Raw genomic sequence first — 22,745 nt, 5'->3', positions numbered from 1 at the left:
CAGAGGACACAGAGAGAAGAGAGAGATTGTAAAAATTTGTTACTCTTGAGTTTTTGTTTGGAGACTAGGTTGTTTTGGTTTTGTTGAGAATGGTGTGAAAGTTAAGATTGTGAATAAGTGTTTGCTGTAGACAGCTAAGATTGTGAGTAAGGTTCTCCGGGGTTCTCTGAGTATTAATTTCCAATCGGAAAGGAGCGCACGAGTCATATAATTGGCTGCAACTTGTGAAGGAAGATGCAAACGAAAGGCTCTGCGAGCGAGATAGCGTAGATGAGTACTCCGTGCTTTTAAATAATGTCGATTGACTAAGTCTGGGTTGTATTTTCTAGCTTTAGAAATCACAGCCTCCCAGCCTTCTTCCATACGCTCTAGATTTGAAGAAAGACCGCTTTCTGAGGTTCGATATCCCATCAAAACTTTGTTAATACCTTCTATTTGCCAGCGATCGCTACAGCTAACACGTAGAAGAAAATCTAAGTCTTCTGCGTAATTCATATTGCGATCGAAGGGAGCTATTTCTTGGAAGACTTCACGCCGTACTACAAGGTTGGATACTGTAATGGTTGGGTTCTCATAGAGAAAATGCTCGGGTTGAAGTTTGTTTAAAGAAGCGCTAGATATGTGTCCTGTGTGTTTACCATCAGGAGTTAAAAACTCTACTTTTGTAAAACTAATACCTAAGTTAAGATTTTCATGAAAATGAGCGATATGGCTAGCTAGTTTATCAGGGAACCATTTGTCATCTGCGTCTAGAAAAGCAATGAGTTTTGAGTCAGTCAGACATATTCCTTGATTCCGGGTTAGAGAGACTCCTTGATTTGTCTGTGAAACCAGCTTGACTCTACTGTCTTGTTGACAATAACGACGAGCAATATCACTAGTATTGTCTGTTGAACCATCATCAATAATGAGTAATTGAAAATCTTTGAAAGTTTGATTCAACACAGATTCAATACTTTCTGATAAATATCGAGATGCGTTGTAAGCAGGCATGACTATTGTCATCAAAGGTTTCATAATCTTTTTTCAGTGAATAGTAAAGTGGAATTTTTAATAAATACATATTGAGTTGCCCAAATAGAGAAGACGGGCAATGCTAAAGCGTGAGAAATGAGTACGGCTATAGCGACTCCTAAAGTTCCCCACTTCATTGCTATAATTAAGGCAATTGTAAAGACTATCGTAAAAATTGCACTGTAACGAAGATTAATCCAAGCTCTATCTAAGGACTGAAGGAGCAAGGCTGCTGCGGTAGCAAAAGGACGTGGTAAAGCAGACAAACAAATCAGGACGACTATTGGAATTGCGACTTCCCATTTCTTACCAAAAATAATTGGTACATAAAATGGGGCTAAAGTAGATTGTAGAAGAACAAGTGGAACAATAATGAAGGCAAGAATTTTCAGACTGTGAAAGTATTTTTCTTTAAGCTCCTCCATATTATTACGAACAGCACAAAGATGAGGATATAAAGGCCATACCATTACATTAATAACGTTTAGGCTAATCCCCAAACCAGCGTTAAAAGCAAAAAAATAAAGTCCTAACGCTTCAACTCCTAAAAAACGTCCAATTAAAATATAGTCTAAATTGGCTCTCATTTTATCTAATAATTCATAACCCAGCACATCTTTACCAAAGCTTATTATTTCTTGCCACCGATGAAGAGTGAAAGACTTGGTAGGTCGCCAAGGTTGATTTAAATGAGTCACTACTATCCACACTGGAGTTGTTAGGACAAAGGGTAGGACAAAAGCCCACATACCCATGCCCATAATGGCAAGTACCATACTCAGTACATTGCTTAGCATTGCCTGAATAGAAGTGCTTAAAGCTGTTATTTTGAACCTGTTTTCTCTGTCTATTAATGCATTATGAACGGAAAAGTGTGGCAACATTAAATAGACTAGAGCAGCAACACAAATTGGTGCTATCAGCCTACTATCTTTATAAAACCAAGCAATGGGAAAAGCTAAAATACATTGAATTATGAAAAGAAAGATACATAAAATCCAATTGAGCCAATAGGCTGTGTCGCAGAAAACTTTTAAATCCTCTTCCCTCGCTTGTACTATTTTTCCGCCAATCCCCGATCTCAGAGTTAAAACACTAGCGAATTCATTGAGAGTTATAACGACTGCTGCCAATCCGTAGTCTTGAGAACTTAAGTTGCGAGCCAGTATCACTGTTGTTCCCAAACGAAAAATACGATTGACTAATTCTGCACCACCAAGCCAGCCAATATTACGAAGAAATTGATTTGATAATTTCTGGTTGATTATTTTTATGAAATTAATCACTAGATTTTCTCCCATAAAAATATGATGTGGTTATGTTTTCTCTTTGAACAGATATCAAACTTGGTTGTCTCTCTTTGAATGCAATGCCTATAACAATCAATCCGGGCCAGCAAAGGTAAGCCAAAACATCGATTTGCTCGCCAAACGAAAAGAAGAACAATGTTAACAAAATACTGAGGGATACTTTTGCTGTGGTGCTTTCTCGTGCCTTGATAACTAGGTCTACAAAACTCCATAACATGGGTACTATCAAGGCAATGAGACCAACCATTCCCTTCACAAATAACAGACCGAACCAAGTATGATGAGAACCAATAGGCATCTTTGCTACTGCTAACGGTCCTGGTTCTTGAATTCCATGACCCCATAGAGGTGCTTCTTCCCAACGTTCGAGTACGATTTCAGCTAATGCGGCTCGGACTTCTGAAGAACTAGCTCGTGAATTGTAAAATAAATCTGCCAAATCTCTAGCAGCATTGACAAGTGGCGTACTGAAAATACCTGACAAAGCACTCATGACTCCTGCTGCAATTTGAGTGCTAGGTCGAGTCAAGTTATTCAACAACCATGTAATTATCAAAACTAGTGGCAGAGAAATCAAAGCCAAGCGTGAAACGGATACAACGTTCATGGCGATCGCACCCACTACACCAATGTATCGCCACACTTTTTTTGGTTCTTGCAGTGCTAGGAAAAAGTAGATATTGCTGACTAAACCTAGAGCAGGAGCCCAAGGAGCGAATAGAGCTAAACGGGGACTCTTGGATTCAACATCGATAATGTAGAGACTTACCTTATAAAAAATTGGACCATTCTGGATAAGCCTTTCTATTGGAGACGTATATAGATCGCTAGGTATATTGACTTGAGAAGCAACGTAAGCAATTGGGATGACTATCAAACTTTGCAAGCATAATATGCAAACTGCTCTGTAAATTATGTTTGGTCTAATATTTAAGCAACCACTTAAAAGGAAGAGTGCCAGTACTGCAGAGCTTGTCAGCCAGCCCACCACACCTCTAATTAGGTCATTGTTGCCTAGATTATAGTCCTTTATACCCAGATAAGTAGCAACTAGAGTCAGGAGCATACACATACACCATATCCAAGTAACTTTGGGTATATATATTTCCTGCTTGGGTTGCTTGTAAATTCGCCAACACAAACAGACAAACAGAATCCATGCTAACAATGAGTACACGGGTAACAAAATACCCAGAGCATAAATTGCGTAAGCTCCTATGATGAAATACCAGATTAAACTTTCTTCAAAATTTTGAGGTTTCATACTTTAATTCATAGCATCCGAGCGTTTCAAGGATTTGCTATTTTCTTCCTTAAAAGTATGTTGTTGCGACACACGAACCATCCCACCTGTTAAAAGCACCGAACCTAACAATGCACCTAGAACAACAAATTCTTTTTTGGGTGCAGTAGGGTTTTCTGGTAAACTCGGCTTTGACATAACTTGAATTTGAGGATAAGAAGCAGAAACCCTTGCTTTTGTTAAATCCAATCGTGCGATCGTTGATGAAAAGACTGCTTCATAAACTTGAACGTCTCGCTTCAAATCTTCTATCACTGATTGTCGTTGTGATAGCATTTTCAGCCTTGCTTCTAGAGCAGTAATTTCTTTGTCTAATGTTTTGACTTGTGCTTGTAAACCCCGAGTCTCTACACTCGCTGTCACAAGTTTTTCTGACAAATCCGTCCGCTTTGCTCCACTGGCATCAGTATTGCCAAAATTGATTTTATTGATAGCTGCCATACTAACTGGACGCTTTAAAAGTAACCTGGCTCTACTTATCAGAGATGTTTCAGCCGATCTTAACTCTGCTTTTTGCGTAACCACTATCGGATGATTGAACAAAAACTTGGCGCTCAAAGTAATCAACTGACTTTTTGCTTCGTTATAACTCTGCAAATATTTTTGAAATAGTGTATCTCCTTGAAGAATAAATGCATATGATGCTTCTTGAGAAGATAAACCCAGATTAGCTGATAACTCTACTAAACCAGCTTGAGATTCTTGTTCTTGAGCGATTAATTCAGCCCGTTGTCTCCGCAGTGTTTCAATATTAATTGCTAGATTACTCAGCTGCTCGTCTGAACTCAAACCTGAAGCAACCTTGTACATAGAAAGCCTCTCTTGAGAAGCTTTCAGTTTTTCTCTTAATTCATCAATTCCTGTTTGTAAAAGACGGTTTTGTTGAGAAATTTCTTCTTGTCTTAACTGATTAAGCTTTGTTTCCAAAGCATTATACAGAGCTGTAGATTTTTGCTGAGCTTCTTGTGGTGTAGACCCTTTAAGCTCAAATTCTATAAACGTTGTATTGTTGACTATCTTAATTCTAGGTTTGCCATATTTCTTTAATGGCATATTCGCATCTCGAGCTGCTAATTTCAATACCTCTTCGCTATTGGCAACAGCTTTATAATTTTCTCTAGGATCGAAGGTCGTTCCAGAGTAAGCAGAGCTATCTTGAGATGTAGCTTGACCAATATTAGGCAGGTTAATATTAGCATTCGTGTTTGAGATGGGGATATTGATAGACCAATCGCTGACATAAGTTTTTTTTGCTGTTATTAAATAAAATAGAGCGGCTCCCCACACAACTCCATTAACAGCAACAATCATCAACAAGGAATTCGTCCTGATTTTATTTAGATTGCGCGATCGCGTTTGGATATCTGAAGAATTTGAGTATCCCGCGCCTACTATGTTTTCAGGATTTTTAAACCAAAGAAATGGATTCATATACAATAGTGCTACCTAATTGCAAAGCCTACAAAAGGTTATGCTTATCTCATCCAATCCGCCATTTACCGACTGTTTTACAATCTTCCATCGGGGGCGGTTTGTTGCAAAGCTTGTCATTCAATAAAGTTTTAGAGCTTGGGTTTTATGTCGGCGATTGCACACTGCATATACTTCTTGTTGATTTTAACTTTGTGCCAAACGACGAATCTACCCCCGACTGTAGCCTGTTCTCTCCATCACTTTCTTGCCATTTTCTTTCCCTGGGCTAATGGCCAAATTCTTTGATGGTGGGGGCTTTCAACTACTTCCAAATACTGACGAGCAAGTTGTTCGAGTTCTTTAAACCTCACGCGAGGTTGAATTGTTATACGTTTTAGCATTAGCATCATAAACTGGTAAACACACACTTAGTTTAATAAGCACCATTCAACCGGACTTAACATGACACCCTGTGTTTTAAGGTGACGACTCTTATTAAGACATTGAGCGCTTAATATCTTACTATTATCAGGTCGTTTAGTTCACTACGTCTGCATGCAAAGTGCGTAGTGATATCACCTTTCTATGTTTTAGCCGTCTACTTACCTCCAAATAGGAGACAAGTTTTGACGTCTTCTCTCAAAGAATTACAATATCATATCATGAATAACAAACTATTTAAGTTGCCGTATATTTTTAAGTAAAATAACTAATTTTTTATTCTTTAAAGAAAGAAAAACACAAGGGTTTTGGTATTATTTTTTAGATAAAACTCATGCCAAAAAATACTTATTCTTTGATGATTCTTCTTATTTAATGGAGTTCAGTTCGCACAATTTTTACTTTTTTTGTTCTCCTTATATGCTTATACTAATTCAAAGATGAGAAATATTATCTTATGATAATATTGATAATCAATGTGGCTCGGATAAGCGGAAATTAAAACCCCGGTTTCTCAAAGAAACCGGGGTTCTGACACCTCAACGATCGTATCCCTTGCGGTATTGGATTGAGAATACCTTGCTAACTTGAATCTCATTAACAGAAACCAGACTTCTTGAAGAAGTCTGGTTTCTGGCAGTTTATTAAAACTTATTACGATTTAGGTTTGAAAGTGGAAGCAACGTGCAATTCTTTAAGCTGCTTTGCATCTACTGTCGAAGGTGCATCTGTTAACAAGCAACTTGCTTGTTGAGTCTTTGGAAAAGCAATCACATCTCGAATGGATTCTTCTTTAGAAAGTAACATTACCAAGCGGTCTAAACCATAAGCAATCCCACCATGAGGTGGAGTTCCGTACTCAAAAGCATCCAACAGGAAGCCAAATTTATTATGTGCTTCTTCTGGAGAAAGCCCAATTGCCTCAAAAACCTGCTCCTGAACTTCACGCTGATAGATCCGCAAGCTACCGCCACCAACTTCAAAGCCATTAAACACCAAATCGTATGCTTCTGCTCGTGCAGTTTTGAGATCGCTGAGATCGTTTGGATGTGGTGCAGTAAATGGGTGATGTAATGCTTCTAGACGTTTTTCGTCAGCATTCCATTCAAACATGGGGAATTCTGTAATCCAAAGTAAGTTAACTTTCTCTGGATCTATCAGTCCAAATTCTTTAGCAACAACTTGTCTCAATCTATCTAAGGTTTTATTGACAGTAGCAGTGTCACCTGCACCAAATAACAACAAATGACCGGGTTTTGCATTTGTACAACGTAAAATTTCCTGTTTTTGTTCTTCTGTCAGGTTAGTTTTGATGGCGTTAATTGTGTCGATATCACCATCTTCTCTAACTCGAATATAAGCTAAACCTTGAGCGCCTGCATCAGCTGCTTCCTTAAAGACATCACCGCCCGGTTTAATCCGCACGTTCGAGATAGCATCCCCGTTAGGAATAGGCAGAATTTTGACGACTCCACCATTCGCTACAGCCTCCTTAAAAACTTTAAAACTACAGTCTTTCAAAATAGCAGAGACATTGACAAGTTCTAAACCATAGCGCGTATCTGGTTTATCACTACCGTAGCGTTCTTGCGCCTCTGCATAAGTCAGACGTGGAAAGGGGCGTTGTAACTCCAAGTTTTTAACTGTTTTGAAGATGTGACAAACCAACTTTTCGTTGAGTTCGATAATTTCCTCATGGGACATAAAGCTCATCTCCATGTCCAGCTGAGTAAATTCCGGTTGTCTGTCAGCACGTAAGTCTTCATCTCGGAAACAACGAGCAATCTGATAGTATCTGTCAAATCCAGATACCATTAATAATTGTTTAAAAAGTTGGGGTGATTGTGGCAAAGCAAACCATTCACCGGGGTTAGCCCGACTGGGTACAAGATAATCCCGCGCACCTTCAGGTGTAGAACGAGTCAGTATAGGAGTTTCGATTTCTACAAAACCTTCCACATCTTCCAAGTAACGACGAATGGCTTTCACAATTTGATGCCGCAATTGTAAGTTATTTGCCATGCGATCGCGTCGCAAATCCAAGTAGCGATACTTCAGCCTGAGTTCTTCCCGCACTGGATCTGTATCTGCGGTGGACACTTGAAATGGAAGCTGTTTGCGGACAGGATTGAGCAGTTTAATATTGTCGGCATAAATTTCAACTTCGCCTGTGGGTATGCGAGAATTTAGAGATTCTTCGGGACGTTGCGTCACCCTACCTGTAATTTCAACAACATACTCATTTCTAAGAGCATTCGCGTCTTCGTAGGAATCAGGAGTGCGCTGAGGATCGCTCACAATTTGAACTGTACCACTGCGATCGCGTAAATCTATAAATATCACGCCCCCGTGATCGCGGCGACGGTCCACCCATCCGTACAAGGTAACAGTTTCTCCAATATGTTCTTTTCGGAGTTCGCCGCAATAGTAAGTTCGCATAATGAATTCTTGTCTACAGAGCTAAAGAGTGAAAATTAATGTTAAAGCTTTTCCATTATCTAGCATCTATAGCAATTCTAGTAATTCCACGTTAAGAAAAATCACGCAAAGACTGCTTAGCCTCTTCGCTTAGCACCTTTGCGTGAAGATCTAAAATCATTTAAGAACGAGGGCGAGGAGCATTAAAAGCATCCCATGCAGCTTTTGTAGCGTCTTGGAAGCGATCGCCGAGTTCGGCAAACTGTTTCCAAAACTCATGCCAGTTTTTCTCAGCGTCCTGCTGAAGTATTGTAAATGCGTTTTCTATGCGATCTCGCTCTATGAGTTTTTCACCTTCAATTGCTTCTCGTGCGCGACGTACTGCATCCAAAAAAGTTTCCCTAGTCAGAGTCCCTGCAGACTCTGCTTCTGCTTGGGCGCGTCTTCTGAGGGCTTCAATCAGTGCTTTGGTTTCGTGCTTAATTTCATCGGTTTCGCCAGCCATCTCGGTTTCTACCATTTCATTGGTTTGAGGGCTAACTTCTACTACAACTACGTTTTCCTCACCGTTTGCATTGTATGTCATTGGTTTGCCTCCTTTATAAAGCCAATAAAACAGCAGTTTTTGATTGATTTCTCATGTTTTGGCCTCCTTATAATGCTGCACTTTCAAGTACAACGCTTGCTAGTAAAAGCATTACTTAAACCACATTTTAATTTTATCAACCCAAACACATATTCTGGAGGTAGAAATTTACTCCTGTTAAGTACGGTTTTCTCACTGAGAGTGCTCAATCAGTAAGCAAGATGAATTTTTAAGTATAAAAAGTGCGTAATGCACGCATAAAATCTAGGTCATTTTAGAGCCTCGTTAGGCAAAAGTGTTTTTTGCCCAGGCTCAACGGAAGAGCGAGCGCTCCACACTATCAAAATTTTTTGTTCATCATGAGAAAACTCTCATGATTTTTTCATTAATGTTTCATACAACACCTAAATTATGATTACTATGCAGACAAACATCAATTAAGTAGTAAGACAAAATTAACAGCACAAAGTTCGACCTAAAACGTTGTCCAATATAGAATCGAATGTGTAATTATTTATGTCTGATTACTTATCCCCCATATTCCTCATACCGTAATGCAGTTATCAGGTGTTGGGGTTTTTTTTGTACATCTGGCAGTGCAGAGGGGGGAGCACCTGCCTCAGATGCTTCGGCAAGGGGGCGATCGACTGACTGAGTCGTCACTCAGAAGCACAGCACACTATGCATTCTACCTTTTATGTAAACTCACATGAAAAACCAACTTAAGCATAAATACTCTATTACGCAGGAATTATTAAAGACAGTTGCTATTGTTGCGGTAGTGGCAATTGCGATCGCAGTCAATTTCAGACAATACCAATTTAGATTCACAAACCAGCGAGGAGAAATAGGGGAGCAAGTCAAGCAACAAAAAGAGTACAGTCTTAGAGAGCCAGTCCAGTAGTCAAAAAAATGCTAGTGATTTTGCACTATTATAGTGTGGCTTTCGGTGCTAGTGATTTTGTCCTCTATAGTGTGGCTTCCAGTGCTAGCGATTTTGTCCTCTATAGCGTGCTACCATCTCTTGGCTTGGGCGCATAAGTGTTTTGAACTCAAGTTCCATTCACAGGTTGAGGCAATATAGCTTCAATAAATAAGCCTTTACAAACCCGCTTTTTTAAAGAGAGCGGGTTTCGTCTGGAGCAATTTTATATAAATCATTAACTCATGGCCAATCAGCGATCGCATAAATTGAATGAATGTGTTTTTCACGTATCAGATGGAAATATTTTTGAGACATAAATGTTTTCATTATCTACCTGAAAAGTAGTTTTTTTAGTTAACATTTATTGATAAAAATTGATTTTTACTTGATTGTTTACTTATAACTAAATAATTAACTAGACTACCAGTGTAAAAGCTAAAGGTTTTCACTAATCTTTATTTTTTAAAATGGGCTTTATTGCCCTGGTAATATACGCCGCCATGGAAAGAATCGAGTTACAGCAAGGTCAAAGGTTAAAGAACTATCTTTGAAGACTCATGTCCGCAAATGCAGATAAAGTAAGTTTGAAAACAACCATCATACTGTTAAAAAATTAATTTATTTTTTTCAAAATTTTTCTGCAAATTATTCGCTAAAAGTGACCAATAACCTATAAACTGAAAAAATATCTTTAGAACATACCTGTCCCCCATATACCTCCATGCTGTAATGCAGTTGTGAGGACTATGGGGATTTCGTTTTGCATTCATTTTCGCTTAGGCTTGTGACATATTCCAACCTTGACTTTTCAGCGTAGGCTTCAAACTTGTCAGGCGTGAGGTGCGATCGGACTGCCGAATGAGTAATTATGCTTGAACAATGTCGCATTCTTTTTTCAAATCGGTGTAAGATAGATGATGTATTTTTAATCTCGTGCTAATTTTAGAGATAAGGTGTGTAAGCAACCTCCAAATTAAATTCGGAAGCTTCAGCTAGACCTTGATGAGGTTTGGTTTGCAGTTACAGCCTTAAATAACAACTTGGAGAGGTGGCAGAGCGGTTTATTGCGGCGCACTCGAAATGCGTTTTAGGGTAACCTAACGGAGGTTCAAATCCTCTCCTCTCCGTTCTCTTGACTGTACACAGTTTGCTAACCGCTTCTCCCTCGGGGAGAAGGTTTGGGGATGAGGGCAAGAATTAGAAACTTAGAAAAATTCAACTGCAAGCAGCAAAAACAAAAAGAACTCGTGAGTCTTCTCAAGAAAAGTTGAATTAACACTCATAAAGCTGATTTTTGAGATATACTAGCGCCATATTTTGAGGAGTGCAACTATGGTAAGCCAGCGCTTGGGCAAACTGTGGTCTTTTGGCTTTATCAGTTTGTGTTTCTGCTTGGGTATTGGTATAGGATTATTTATTCGCTTTGGACAACTACAGCGATCGCAAGCTGCAACGACATCCACAAATACATTGCCAGTCCCTTTCTCCGTGCCAGAGTTCCCAACATCAGATACTATCACCATCCAAGCCGTTGGAGACATTATTCCCGGAACCAATTATCCTAACTACAGGTTACCAAGCGATCGCAATCAACTGTTACCAAAGTCAGTGCGAGCATATTTGCAAAGGGCAGATATTTTATTTGGTAACTTTGAAACTAGCTTAACCAACCACCCCTACAGCGCCAAAGATATCAGCCGGGGACAAGTTTTTGCCTTTCGTTCCCCACCCTCCTACGCTCAACTATTTGCTGATGTTGGATTTGATGTCATGAATATAGCCAACAATCATGCGCGAGATTTTGGTTTAATAGGGTTCCGAGACACAGCTAAACATCTTAAAGCTGTTGGCATAGACACATTAGGGCATAAAAATCAAATTCTTGTATTAGAACTTGATAATCTTCGAGTTGCGATGATTGGATTTGCTCCCTACGAACATTACAATTCTATTCACGACATAGACACAGCCAAAGCACTCGTAGAAGAAGCCAAAAGAAACGCTAGCATAGTGATTGTATCAATGCACGCAGGAGCAGAGGGAACAAGTGCATTACACGTCAAAAACAAAACCGAGTATTTCTACGGCGAGAATCGAGGAAATTCCATCCGTTTTGCGCGGACAATGATTGATGCAGGAGCAGATTTAGTCCTCGGACACGGTCCTCATGTTCCGCGAGCAATGGAAATTTATAATGATAAACTCATCGCCTACTCCTTAGGAAATTTTTTGGGATATCGAACGCTATCCACAGTCGCCCAAACAGGGTACTCAATGATTTTAGAAGTCAAGCTCAACTCTCAAGGAGATTTGGTAGGAAGTAAGATTATCCCCATTCGTTTAGATCGGCAAGGAATTCCTCGTATCGATCAACGCTTCCGTACTGTAGGGCTTTTACGTCATTTAATTAGTCAAGATTTTCCCAACCAACAAGTCAAGATTAATAAGAAAGGCGAAATTGTCGTGAAAGATAGCAGTTTAGTAGCAGAGAAAGAATAATACCATTTTGGATTTTAGATTTTGGATTTTGGATTAAGAAAGCTTTGCTTGGGCGAGATAAAGCCCAACTACTGTCACATTGTTTTTAAAATTGGTATAAGAAATTGGTTGGGTATCAGACGGGCGAGGACGCCCATCCCACAAGATTTGAACTGTTCTCAGTTTGTACCTCACTCAATTGAAATCTGCTATATGTCAGAACGATAAATCCAAAATCCAAAATCCGTGCATAGCTTTATGTTCTTTGTAAAACCTCTTGATTTAACACCTGATTCAGCTTTCCACTGCGAAAACCTTCCAAATCAAGAGTGACGTATATAAAGCCAAATTCCTGAAAAGTAGAAACCAGTGACTGCAAATCTGTCTTCACGACAAATTCTTTAATTTCTTCTGGTGGCAATTCTATCCGTGCTGTGTCCCCTTCAGAACGAACTCGCAGGCTGTTGTAACCTAGCTTTCTTAAATATATTTCTGCCCTCCCTACTCTTTGCAGCTTGGCTACAGTTATCTCTTCCCCGTAAGGAAAGCGAGAACTAAGACAAGGTTGTGCGGGTTTATCCCACCAAGGTAAACCAAGTTCTTGGGAAAGTTGCCGCACTTGGGATTTCGTAATACCAACTTCTGCTAATGGAGAACGTGCGCCTCTTTCCTTTGCAGCCTGAATTCCCGGACGGTAATCACGTAAATCATCGGCATTTACTCCATCCACCACATAAGGATATCCTAATGCAGTCGCAAGAGGCTTGAGCGTATCATGCAGTTCGCTCTTACAAAAATAGCATCGGTTGACGGGGTTAGAAGTGTAATTGGGGTTTTCCATTTCGTATGTTTGAACAATTTTATGAGAAATCCCAATAGTTGCCGCTTGAATTTTAGCGTCTTCCAACTCCTCTGGTAGCAGCGAAGGCGAAACTGCTGTGACTGCTAAAGCACGTTTACCCAAAACATCACAAGCAACCTTAGCTACCAAAGTACTATCAACGCCCCCAGAGTAGGCAATCAATGCCTTTTCCATCTCTAGAAATATGCTTTTTAGTGTCTGAAGTTTTTCTGCAAGCATTTATTCAATCTCCCCCAAAGTAGCACCCCATCAATCTCATTGTAGAAGGGGATGAAGGGAATGAGAGGTTGCCAGACCCCCGACTTCTCAAAGAAGTCGGGGGTCTAGACCAACTTCAGCTCTCAAAATTAATGTGGCAGAGCACTGCTTTTACATAAATCAGGTAATATTCTCTAAATAACACCGAATAAGTAGTTGGAGGAGTTCGTGACAAAATTATGAATTTACAATTTGCCCAATTGATTGTTAACGGTATTGCTGTGGGAAGTATTATTGCTTTAGCAGCAGTTGGACTAACGCTGACTCTTGGAATTTTACGGTTATCTAACTTTGCTCACGGTGATTTTTTGACTTTAGGCGCTTACTTAACATTCGTACTGAATACAGTATTTAAGATAAATATTTGGTTATCTATGGTAATAGCGGCTGTCGGCACAGTTGCTGCAATGCTTTTATCGGAAAAGTTGCTGTGGTCAAGAATGCGCTCTATCCGTGCCACTTCTACAACATTCATTATTATCTCCATTGGGTTAGCGTTATTTATCCGCAATGGTATTATCTTTATCTGGGGTGGAAGTAACAAAAATTACGATTTGCCTATTAGTTCTGCTATAGATATTGCTGGTTTAAAAATACCTCCCAATCAACTGTTGGTTTTTGTTTTGGCTATGGTGGTTATTTTCGTATTGCACTACGTTTTACAAAATACCAAAATTGGTAAAGCAATGCGAGCAGTTGCTGATGATTTGGACTTAGCTAGGGTTTCTGGTATTAATGTTGACCAGGTTATCCTATGGACTTGGACGATCGCTGGTAGTGTGACATCTCTCGGCGGCAGTATGTACGGCTTAATCACAGCCGTGCGTCCAAATATGGGATGGTTCTTAATTTTACCGTTATTTGCATCAGTGATTCTAGGAGGTATTGGCAATCCTTATGGTGCGATCGCAGCTGCTTTTATCATCGGTATTGCCCAAGAAGTGAGTACGCCTTTACTAGGTTCTCAGTACAAACAAGGTGTAGCATTATTCATCATGATTTTGGTGCTGCTCGTTCGTCCCAAAGGGTTATTCAAAGGCACCATATGAAAGGGATTGGGGACTGAGGATTAGGAAATCAATACCCAATCTCCAATCTCCAATTCCTTTTCATCTACATTAATGTCTTACACTAGAATCTGAAAATAATAGGCAGCAACAAGGAAGTTAATTGCCAACAGCAGTACCGCCCAACCTGTACGGAAGGGATAAGGTGCTTTGGCTTCGTTTTTTATAACGTCTACGCCTACTTTTTTCTTAGCTTCAGTAGCCATCGCATTCTCTCCTAATTTAAAGACTTATTAACAGATACCAAATATCTGTCATATTTAGCAAAATTCGTTAGAAATATTTGTGCCACAATCGGAGCTTAAGATCGGTACTTGTTGCGTATGACACTTCAAGTATTGTCACTTCTACCGGAAATTACTCTCCCCCGATCCGGAGATCTGTTGGGTATAGTGGGAGAATTCTTGACGCCCAAGGGCGCAACTACCATATAAACCTAAAGTTTCTATTAGAGCAAACAGTCGTGACCAGTAACAAAATTTTAGTTATCGATGACACTACAGTTGTCAGGGTAAAAGTACGAGAAATGTTACCACCAGGGAACTTCCAAGTTTTGGAAGCAAAAGATGGTGTAGAGGGATTAAATTTAATTCGTCAGGAAAAACTGAGCCTGATTATGCTAGATTTCCTACTACCCAAAAAAACTGGATGGGAAGTGTTTCAAGAGATCCAAGCCCATAGTGACTTAAGAAAGATTCCTTTAGTCATTATGTCTGGTCGTAAGGAAGAGGTTACGGAGAAAATTCCAGAACCCTTTGAATATTTTGAGTTTCTGGGAAAACCTTTTGACCAAAAGCAACTGATTGGCGCAATTAAGTCCGCCATGACCAAGGCTAAACAGCCACGTCCTGAACCCACTCAGGTAGCAGTAGCCGCAACTTCCAATGGAGTCGCTGTAACTTCTAATGGAGTAGCCGCAACTTCCAATGTAACCAATGGAGTGGCAGTTACCTCCACTGAGTCCGGGTCTTCGGCTGCTGAAATCCAAGCATTGAATGAAAAAATTGCCAAAATGCAGACAGAAATTGATGCTTTGAAAAAACAACTCAATCAGGTTGTAACTTTTATTAAACAAAAAGTTAAATAACAAAAAAGTATCGCGATAATATTTCTCCAACGCTGTACTCAACATAAGGTACGGCGTTTGGATTTTTCATATCATCTCTGACTGAATCATTAAAACTTCACGCAAAGTCGCACTCGTCGCCAAGAAAGACGCAGGATTTTTATAACTTTATTTTGCTAAAAAATGATACAACCTCTATGTCTTTGGGAATACTCAAGAAAGGATATATTATTGCAAGCATTGGTTTAAATGTTTGTACTATCAAATACAGTTGTTGCTGTTCCTGGTTATCGCATCACTCAACAAATTTACTCTGGAAGTAAAACCCTAGTCTATCGAGGTGTTCGAGAACAAGATCGACAACCAATCGTGATTAAATTAATGCGGACTGAGTACCCAACTTTGCTTGAAATTGCTCAGTTCCGCAATCAGTTGGTTCTCTTTCTTGATGATTTACAATGGGCTGATGCTGCGTCCTTAAAATGATAGAAAGACTGTGGTCTGGGGAATACTAAACTACAAATATATTATCCAGAGCTTAATGTAAATGTTGATACACCTAGAGCCAATTTTTGCTATTCCTGGCTATTGCATAACTCAACAAATTTACTCGGGAAGCAAAACCCTGGTTTATCAAGGTATTCGAGAAAAAGACCAACAATCGGTTATCTTAAAGCTGATGCGGAATGAATACCCAACCTTTCATGAAATTGCTCAGTTTCGCAAACAGTATGCGATCGCAAAAAACCTCAACATTACAGGTATTGTCAAACCGTATAGCTTGGAAAGCTATCGTAACAGTTATGTTTTGATCCTGGAAGACTTTGGCGGTCGTTCCTTAAAAGATTACATCAGTAGTGTAGAGACTACGCATACAGCATTTCTACAACAATTTTTTGACATAGCCATTCAGATTGCCTCTACCCTTCATGAATTACACGCTCATCGCATCATTCATAAGGATATGAAACCTGCCAATATTCTCATTAATCCCACAACATCTGAAGTTAAACTGACAGACTTTAGTATTGCTAGTCTCTTACCGAAAGAAATTCAACAACTGACAAATCCCAACTTTTTAGAAGGTACTCTCGCGTATATTTCCCCCGAACAAACAGGAAGAATGAACCGAGGGATTGATTATCGTAGCGATTTTTATTCTCTTGGCGTCACATTTTTTGAACTCCTGACGGGACAGTTACCCTTCACAACAAAAGATCCCATGGAGTTGGTGCATTGCCATATTGCAAAACTTCCACCTCAGGCTAATTCTCTGAATTCTGATCTTCCCTTAATTGTATCAAATATCATCAGCAAGCTTATGGCAAAAAATGCTGAAGATCGCTATCACAGTGCTTTCGGGCTAAAACACGATTTAGAGAGATGCAGGCAGCAGTGGCAAGAAACTGGAAACATCATATCATTTCAGTTGGGAGAACAGGATGTTTCAGATCGTTTTTTGATTCCTGAAAAACTCTATGGTCGTCAACAGGAAGTAGAAACTTTACTCGCGGCTTTTGAGCGAGTCACAGGTGGTACATCTGAAATAGTGTTGGTTGCAGGTCCTTCTGGTATTGGTAAGACGGCTGTTGTCAACGAAGTTCACAAACCAATTGTTCGTCAGCGCAGCTACTTTATTAAAGGTAAGTTTGACCAATTTCAACGCGATATTCCTTTATCAGGATTTTTACAAGCTTTTCAAGATTTAATTAGACAGTTGTTAAGTGAACCTGATGCCGTTCTTCAACAGTGGAAATCTAAAATTTTGTCAGTTTTAGGCGAACACGCTCAAGCAATTGTTGATGTTATTCCCCAACTCGAAGTCATCCTTGGACCTCAACCACCAGTGATTGAACTTTCTGGAACTGCTGCTCAAAATCGGTTTGATTTATTATTTCAGAGGTTTATTAAAGTCTTTACCACAAAAGAACATCCTTTGGTTATCTTTCTGGATGACTTACAATGGGCAGATACAACTTCTTTAAAAGTTATTCAATTATTGAGCAGTAAAAATACTTCTTTGGAAGAGCGGTCTAACTACTTTGGAAATCAAGACAAGCAAACTATAGCTGAGGGAGCTTTTTTATTTATAGGTGCATATCGAGATGATGAAGTTTCTCAAATGCATCCTCTATATATTACTATAAATGAACTAGATAAATCAGGAATTTTAATAAATAAAATTCATTTAAAAGAATTAAGTTATAAAAGTTTAATTAATTTAATTCATGATGCGCTTAATTGCCAAGAATTTACAGATCTTCCTCTAACGAAAATTGTTTTTAATAAAACAAAAGGTAATCCATTTTTTACCCATCAATTTCTTAAATACTTACATAATAAAGACATCTTAAAATTTGAGCATTCTCATCGGTTTTGGCAGTACAATATTAACGAAATTAAAGCCATAGCTTTCACAGATGATGTTGTAGAATTTATGGCGCTTCAACTAGAGAAGTTGCCAAGCCAAACTCAAACAGTCTTAAAACTGGCTGCATGCATAGGTAATGAATTTGATTTAAGAACTCTTGCTATTATCTATGAAAAATCTGAAGTCGATACAGCAGTAGATTTATGGCAATCGTTACTTGAAGGTCTTGTGTTACCTGAAGCAGGTTATCAGTTATTTGTTGATGACAGCGAACTCTCATCAATTCCTAACGGGGAATTACAAAAGTATAAATTTGTACACGATCGGGTACAGCAAGCTGCCTATTCTCTCATTCCTAACGATCGCAAACAGTCCATTCACTTGAAAATTGGGCAATTGCTGCTTCGCAATCTTTCTGTTGAGGAAAGGAAAGAAAATATTTTTGTTTTAGTTAGCCAGTTAAATATAGCATCAAAACTACTTGTAAATCAAGGCGATCGCAATGAACTGGCACAAATGAATTTGATTGCTGGTCGCAAAGCTTTAGCATCAACAGCTTACATAGCTGCAGTTCAATATTTAACTACCAGTATTCAATTACTAGCAAGCGATACCTGGAAAACCAATTATGATTTTACTCTTGCTTTGCATGAAACAGCCGCAGAAGCAGCATACCTGAGTGGTAACTTTGAACTGGTAGAGCAATTGATAGAAGTGGTATTGGTACAAGCAAAAACACTATTAGATCGAGTCAAAGTTTATGAGATTAAGATTCAGGCTAATGGAGCACAGAATAAACCGCGACAAGCAATCGATGTTGCAGTGGGGTTTTTAAAACTTTTGGGTATTGAGTTTCCGGATCGCCCCAACCAAACAAATATTCACTTAGAAATGGCAGAACTTACATCAAATTTAGCTGGCAGACGTATTGAGGACTTAATCGATTACCCGGAGATGACCGAACCTCATTCACTAGCTGCTATGCGTATTCTATCTAATGTCGCTAGTTTTGCCTATCAAGCTGTACCTGAGTTGTTTCCTTTGCTCGTGTTTAAACAAATCAATCTCTCACTTAAGTATGGAACTTCTCCTTTGTCTGCCCTTGTCTATACTCGTTACGCAATAATACTCTGTGGAGTTGTGGGAGACATAGAGTTTGGCTACCGATTAGGCAAACTATCTTTAGATCTGTTGGCTAGATTCCAGGTTAAAGATACCATACCACAAGTTGTTATGGGATTTAATGGAACTATCAGACATTGGAAAGAGCATATTCGAGAAATATTGCCTTCTCTTTTAGAAGTTTATTCTATTAGTTTAGAAACAGGAAGTTTAGAATATGCAGCTTATGCTCTTTATTGTTACTCCTACTATGTATATTTCATGGGTGGGGAACTTTCACTGCTCAAGCAGCAAATAGAAAATCACAGCCATGCCATTGAGCAAACAAATCAAATCATGGTGTTAGGCTGGAATAATATCTACCTGCAAACTGTCTTAAATTTATTAAATAAGCGGGAAAATCAATTTGACTTAATAGGTGAGTATTATAATGAAAGAGAAATGATAACATATCATCAGCAAGCTAATGACAGTCTTGGGCTTGTACATTTGTATTTATGTAAGCTGCAACTGTGTTATTTACTAGCTGATTACAATAAGGCAGTTGAAAATGCTGTCAATCTAGAGAAGTATATAGACGTTGCAGTCGGGCATTTAGTTCTTGTTGAATTTCATTTCTACGATTCCCTGGTAAGTCTGGCAGTATATCCTAAAGCGAATAAATTAGAAAAAGCAAAACTTCTGGAAAAGGTAGCTATTAATCAAGAAAAAATTCAGAAATGGGCAACTCATGCCCCCATGAATTATTTGCATAAATTTTATTTGGTAGAAGCAGAGCGGTATAGGGTTATAGGTCAATATCTTGAAGCCATGAATAGTTACGAGCAAGCAATTACCCTTGCTCAAGACAATGAGTATGTACATGAAGCGGCTCTTGCGAACGAACTAACTGCTAAGTTTTATCTGGAGTGGGGCAAACTAAAAATTGCAAAAATTTACTTAATAGATGCTTATTATGGCTATATTCGTTGGGGAGCAAAAGCTAAAGTTGAGGATTTAGAAAAGCATTATGCTCAATTCCTTGCTCCAATTCTTCAACAAGGACAACTCAATACCGAACCAGGAACGAATAGCTCTATTGAGAGTAGCACATCCCGCTCCACCAGTAGCTCCAATCAAACTGTTCTTGGTTCAAATACCAGTATTTCCGATTCATTAGATTTGGCATCTGTTGTAAAAGCTTCTATTGCTCTGTCTGGAGAAATTGAACTCGAGCAGTTGCTATCTACTTTAATGGAAGTGGTGATGGAAAATGCAGGTGCTTCAAAGTGTGCTCTCATTTTAAGTGAAGGCTATAGCTGGGTACAGCTTGCGCTTCGCGATAAGCTGGGTAGAGCTTGCGCTAAGAGCGAACGCGTAGCAACGGACGTACATCTTACGGTTTCTGCAATCAGTTCAAATTCAACAAGTGCGCGGAGCGACACAGAGTTTCCCTCAATCTGTCTGGAATCAAGCAGTGACGTTCCCGTAACTTTAATTAACTACGTCAAGCGAACACAGGAAATCCTCGTCATTGATGATTTAAAAGCTAAACCAGTTTTAGGTACTGATAGCTACATCGTTCGCGAGCAGCCTAAAAGTCTCTTGTGTATGCCGATTATCAACCAAGGTAAATTACTTGGTATTCTTTACCTAGAAAATAATTTAACAGCAGAAGCATTTACACGCGCTCGCGTGGAACTTCTCAAACTCATCATTACTCAAGCAGCAATCTCTCTAGAAAATGCCATACTCTACCAGAATTTAGCACGAGCTAACGAGCGATTGGAAGAATACAACCGCACGTTAGAAGAAAAAGTGACCGAGAGAACACGGGAAATCAATGAAAAGAATCAGCATCTGAAGAGAGCTTTAAAAGAGTTACAAAACACCCAAACGCAATTAATCCAAAGTGAAAAAATGTCTTCCTTAGGGCAAATGGTAGCGGGAATTGCTCATGAAATCAATAATCCCATTAATTTTATTCATGGAAATATTAGTCACGCTGCAGAGTACGTGGAATCCTTATTAAATTTAATTACTATATATCAGCAAGAATTTTCAGAGTCCTCCTCTCTCGTTCGGGAAAAAGTGGTTGAAATTGATTTGGATTTCATAAAAGAAGATTTGCCCAAGCTTTTAGATTCCATGAAAGTAGGAACCCTACGTATTCGGAATATTGTTTTGGGCTTACGCAACTTCTCTCGTTTGGATGAAGCAGACATGAAACCTGTAGATGTTCATGAGGGAATCGATAACGCTTTGATGATTCTACACCATCGATTTAAGGTAAAAAGCACGCCAAGCGATACGGCTGAAGCCTGTAGGCAGTCGGCTTATCGCTCTGAGATAGAAGTTATTAAAGAATACAGTCAACTTCCGCTAGTTGAGTGCTATCCCAGTCAACTCAATCAAGTATTTGTGAATATTATTGCCAATGCAATTGATGCTTTACACGATTGCAGTGAAATTCAAGCTAAACGTTTGTGCGACGGCTACAAACCAACAATTCGCATTCGGACTGAACTAGCAAACAATAATCAGGTCTTGGTTCGGATTGCTGACAATGGTGCTGGGATACCTGAGGATGTACGTCAGAAAGTCTTCGATCCCTTTTTTACCACCAAGTCAGTCGGAAGTGGTACGGGGTTGGGATTATCAATTAGCTATCAGATTGTTGTGGATAAACACAGGGGTAGTTTAACTTACAATTCTGTTCTTGGCGAGGGAACAGAGTTTGTAGTCCAAATTCCGCTAAGACAAGTAGAGACGCTCCATGGCGCGTCTCTACATTAACTACGAGGCAAGGCGGCGAAACTTAACCCTAAGACCATCATAAGGGTATGGTGTGGGAAACTGAACGAAATTTAAATTTTGTCCCGGTTCCAGTTCCCACTTATACTCGCGTAGCAACATTGCTGCCAACAGTTTCATTTCCAACTTGGCAAACTCCTTACCGGGGCATTCTCGCAGCCCACCGCCAAAAGGTAAATAACCAAATGGTTTTGCTTTATCCTCAGCCCTTTCTGGTGCAAAACGTTGTGGGTCAAAACACTCCGGTTGTGTATAGACAGAAGTGTCTTGATGAGTTCTTTTAAACAAGTAGACTACAGTCCAATCTTGGGGAATGCGATAACCGTTGACTTCAAATTCCTTCGTGACTTTGCGGAAACCAAAAGCACCAGGGGGATTTACTCGCAAAACCTCTTTAAGAACTTGCTCCAGATAGTTCATCTGCTTTAGGCTTTCTACTGTTAGCGGTTCCTCCAACCCCAACTGTCGTTGTTCTGCACGGGCATTTGCGAAAACTTCCGGAGACTGTGCTAGAAACATACACATTGATGTCAGCGTTGATGCTGCTGTATCGTGACCCCCAAATAGAAACGATAAGACTTGTTCTTTGACTTCTTGCAAACTTAATTTATTCCCATTTTCGTCTTGCGCTTGCAACAGCATCCCCAAAAGATCTTGACCTGGATGAGATCGCGACTGACGCTCTCGGACAATTTCCTCAATGCGTATCAGTAGTTGCTTGCGAGTGTGTAATGCTCGACCGAACTTAGTCCAAGGTAAAGCTATTGGTATAGAGAATAGACCGTCTCCCCACTTCTCAAACAATTTACTGAAATGGTCATCGTTAGAAGTATCCAAACTTATGAGAAACTTGCAGGCAACATCAAGAGAGAATTTGCTCAGTTCTGGGAACCAGTTTAATGTACCCATGCGTTCCCATTTGTCTAAATAACTGCGGGAGATACTTTCTATGCTGGAAAAGGACTGTTCTATAATTTTTGGTTGGAAGACTTTATGAAAAATCTTGCGTCGATTTTGGTGCTCGTTACCTGTTTGGATAAGTAAAGACCCCGTCCCTAGCAACGCCTTAGTACACTCAGGCCATCTACTAGAAAGATGCATTTTTTCATGGGTAAACAATTGGCGATTGGCTTCTGCTCCAATCGCGATAACTGTAGGATATCCAAATAAGCTGGTTTTGAAAATCGCTCCGTATTGCTTCTGTCGCTTTTCAACGTAATGTGTATCGTACAGAAAGTTAAGCGTTTCACCAATTATAGGTAGACCAAAGCTACCAGGAGGTAAAGGTAGAGATTGTTGGCTAATAGTTAAGGTCATG

The 22,745-nt window shown here is 39.5% G+C and carries 17 protein-coding genes and 1 tRNA gene; 7 read left to right on the top strand and 11 right to left on the bottom strand.

Annotation, left to right across the window (positions count from 1 at the left end):
- Positions 1-39: 39 nt before the first annotated feature.
- The 8 genes from WA1_RS31295 to WA1_RS60445 form a co-directional block, all read right to left on the bottom strand.
- On the bottom strand, positions 40-1,017 hold the full coding sequence (locus WA1_RS31295) for a glycosyltransferase family 2 protein (protein WP_017740361.1): 978 nt from the start codon (positions 1,015-1,017) through the stop codon (positions 40-42).
- Entirely contained in the window at positions 1,014-2,315 is a 1,302-nt protein-coding gene (locus tag WA1_RS31290; protein ID WP_017740362.1) for a lipopolysaccharide biosynthesis protein, read from the bottom strand. The genes WA1_RS31295 and WA1_RS31290 overlap by 4 nt, the downstream gene beginning before the upstream one ends.
- The gene (locus WA1_RS31285) at positions 2,293-3,588 is read right to left on the bottom strand and encodes an O-antigen ligase family protein (RefSeq protein WP_017740363.1); all 1,296 of its coding nucleotides are present in this window, start codon (positions 3,586-3,588) and stop codon (positions 2,293-2,295) included. Before WA1_RS31285 ends, WA1_RS31290 begins: the two co-directional genes overlap by 23 nt.
- A 3-nt stretch (positions 3,589-3,591) precedes the next feature.
- Positions 3,592-5,058 (bottom strand): GumC family protein, encoded by a 1,467-nt coding sequence (locus tag WA1_RS31280; protein ID WP_017740364.1) that lies wholly within the window; start codon positions 5,056-5,058, stop codon positions 3,592-3,594.
- Between the two features lie 239 nt (positions 5,059-5,297).
- Positions 5,298-5,441, bottom strand: coding sequence for a hypothetical protein (locus tag WA1_RS57415; protein ID WP_158516720.1), 144 nt, complete (start codon positions 5,439-5,441; stop codon positions 5,298-5,300).
- 694 nt (positions 5,442-6,135) lie between these two features.
- On the bottom strand, positions 6,136-7,920 hold the full coding sequence (gene aspS, locus WA1_RS31275) for an aspartate--tRNA ligase (RefSeq protein ID WP_017740366.1): 1,785 nt from the start codon (positions 7,918-7,920) through the stop codon (positions 6,136-6,138).
- Positions 7,921-8,080: 160 nt separating this feature from the next.
- Complete coding sequence (locus tag WA1_RS31270) at positions 8,081-8,485, bottom strand: hypothetical protein (RefSeq protein WP_017740367.1); 405 nt, start codon at positions 8,483-8,485, stop codon at positions 8,081-8,083.
- Positions 8,486-9,013: 528 nt separating this feature from the next.
- Complete coding sequence (locus WA1_RS60445; protein WP_017740368.1) at positions 9,014-9,148, bottom strand: hypothetical protein; 135 nt, start codon at positions 9,146-9,148, stop codon at positions 9,014-9,016.
- 46 nt (positions 9,149-9,194) lie between these two features.
- Here WA1_RS60445 and WA1_RS31265 point away from each other — a divergent pair, with 46 nt between their 5' ends.
- From WA1_RS31265 to WA1_RS31255, 3 genes are all read left to right on the top strand, one after another.
- Positions 9,195-9,389 carry a hypothetical protein gene (locus WA1_RS31265; RefSeq protein ID WP_017740369.1) on the top strand — a complete coding sequence of 65 codons (195 nt, stop codon included), beginning with the start codon at positions 9,195-9,197 and terminating at the stop codon, positions 9,387-9,389.
- 1,063 nt (positions 9,390-10,452) lie between these two features.
- Positions 10,453-10,537, top strand: a tRNA-Ser gene (locus WA1_RS31260).
- Between the two features lie 205 nt (positions 10,538-10,742).
- Positions 10,743-11,909: a CapA family protein gene (locus tag WA1_RS31255; RefSeq protein ID WP_017740370.1), complete on the top strand. Its 1,167-nt coding sequence runs from the start codon at positions 10,743-10,745 to the stop codon at positions 11,907-11,909.
- 235 nt (positions 11,910-12,144) lie between these two features.
- Here WA1_RS31255 and larE read toward each other — a convergent pair whose 3' ends face one another.
- Positions 12,145-12,969 carry an ATP-dependent sacrificial sulfur transferase LarE gene (gene larE, locus WA1_RS31250; protein ID WP_017740371.1) on the bottom strand — a complete coding sequence of 275 codons (825 nt, stop codon included), beginning with the start codon at positions 12,967-12,969 and terminating at the stop codon, positions 12,145-12,147.
- A 218-nt stretch (positions 12,970-13,187) separates the two neighbouring features.
- On the opposite strand from larE, the gene WA1_RS31245 reads away from it, so the two are divergent.
- The gene (locus WA1_RS31245; protein ID WP_017740372.1) at positions 13,188-14,057 is read left to right on the top strand and encodes a branched-chain amino acid ABC transporter permease; all 870 of its coding nucleotides are present in this window, start codon (positions 13,188-13,190) and stop codon (positions 14,055-14,057) included.
- Positions 14,058-14,134: 77 nt separating this feature from the next.
- On the opposite strand, the gene psaX is transcribed toward WA1_RS31245, so the two are convergent.
- Positions 14,135-14,281, bottom strand: coding sequence for a photosystem I protein PsaX (gene psaX, locus WA1_RS31240; protein WP_017740373.1), 147 nt, complete (start codon positions 14,279-14,281; stop codon positions 14,135-14,137).
- 257 nt (positions 14,282-14,538) lie between these two features.
- On the opposite strand from psaX, the gene WA1_RS31235 reads away from it, so the two are divergent.
- The 3 genes from WA1_RS31235 (at position 14,539) to WA1_RS31225 (ending at position 21,409) form a co-directional block, all read left to right on the top strand.
- On the top strand, positions 14,539-15,162 hold the full coding sequence (locus WA1_RS31235) for a response regulator (protein WP_017740374.1): 624 nt from the start codon (positions 14,539-14,541) through the stop codon (positions 15,160-15,162).
- A 228-nt stretch (positions 15,163-15,390) separates the two neighbouring features.
- Positions 15,391-15,627: a hypothetical protein gene (locus WA1_RS31230; RefSeq protein WP_017740375.1), complete on the top strand. Its 237-nt coding sequence runs from the start codon at positions 15,391-15,393 to the stop codon at positions 15,625-15,627.
- Between the two features lie 61 nt (positions 15,628-15,688).
- Complete coding sequence (locus WA1_RS31225) at positions 15,689-21,409, top strand: trifunctional serine/threonine-protein kinase/ATP-binding protein/sensor histidine kinase (protein ID WP_017740376.1); 5,721 nt, start codon at positions 15,689-15,691, stop codon at positions 21,407-21,409.
- On the opposite strand, the gene WA1_RS31220 is transcribed toward WA1_RS31225, so the two are convergent.
- Complete coding sequence (locus WA1_RS31220; RefSeq protein WP_017740377.1) at positions 21,410-22,744, bottom strand: cytochrome P450; 1,335 nt, start codon at positions 22,742-22,744, stop codon at positions 21,410-21,412.
- Position 22,745 lies beyond the last annotated feature (1 nt).

It is taken from the genome of Scytonema hofmannii PCC 7110 (assembly GCF_000346485.2).
In the GTDB taxonomy this organism is placed as follows: Bacteria; Cyanobacteriota; Cyanobacteriia; order Cyanobacteriales; family Nostocaceae; genus Scytonema; species Scytonema hofmannii.
Note: the sequence above shows the minus strand (reverse complement) of the source record. Positions and strands in the feature narration are given on the sequence as shown.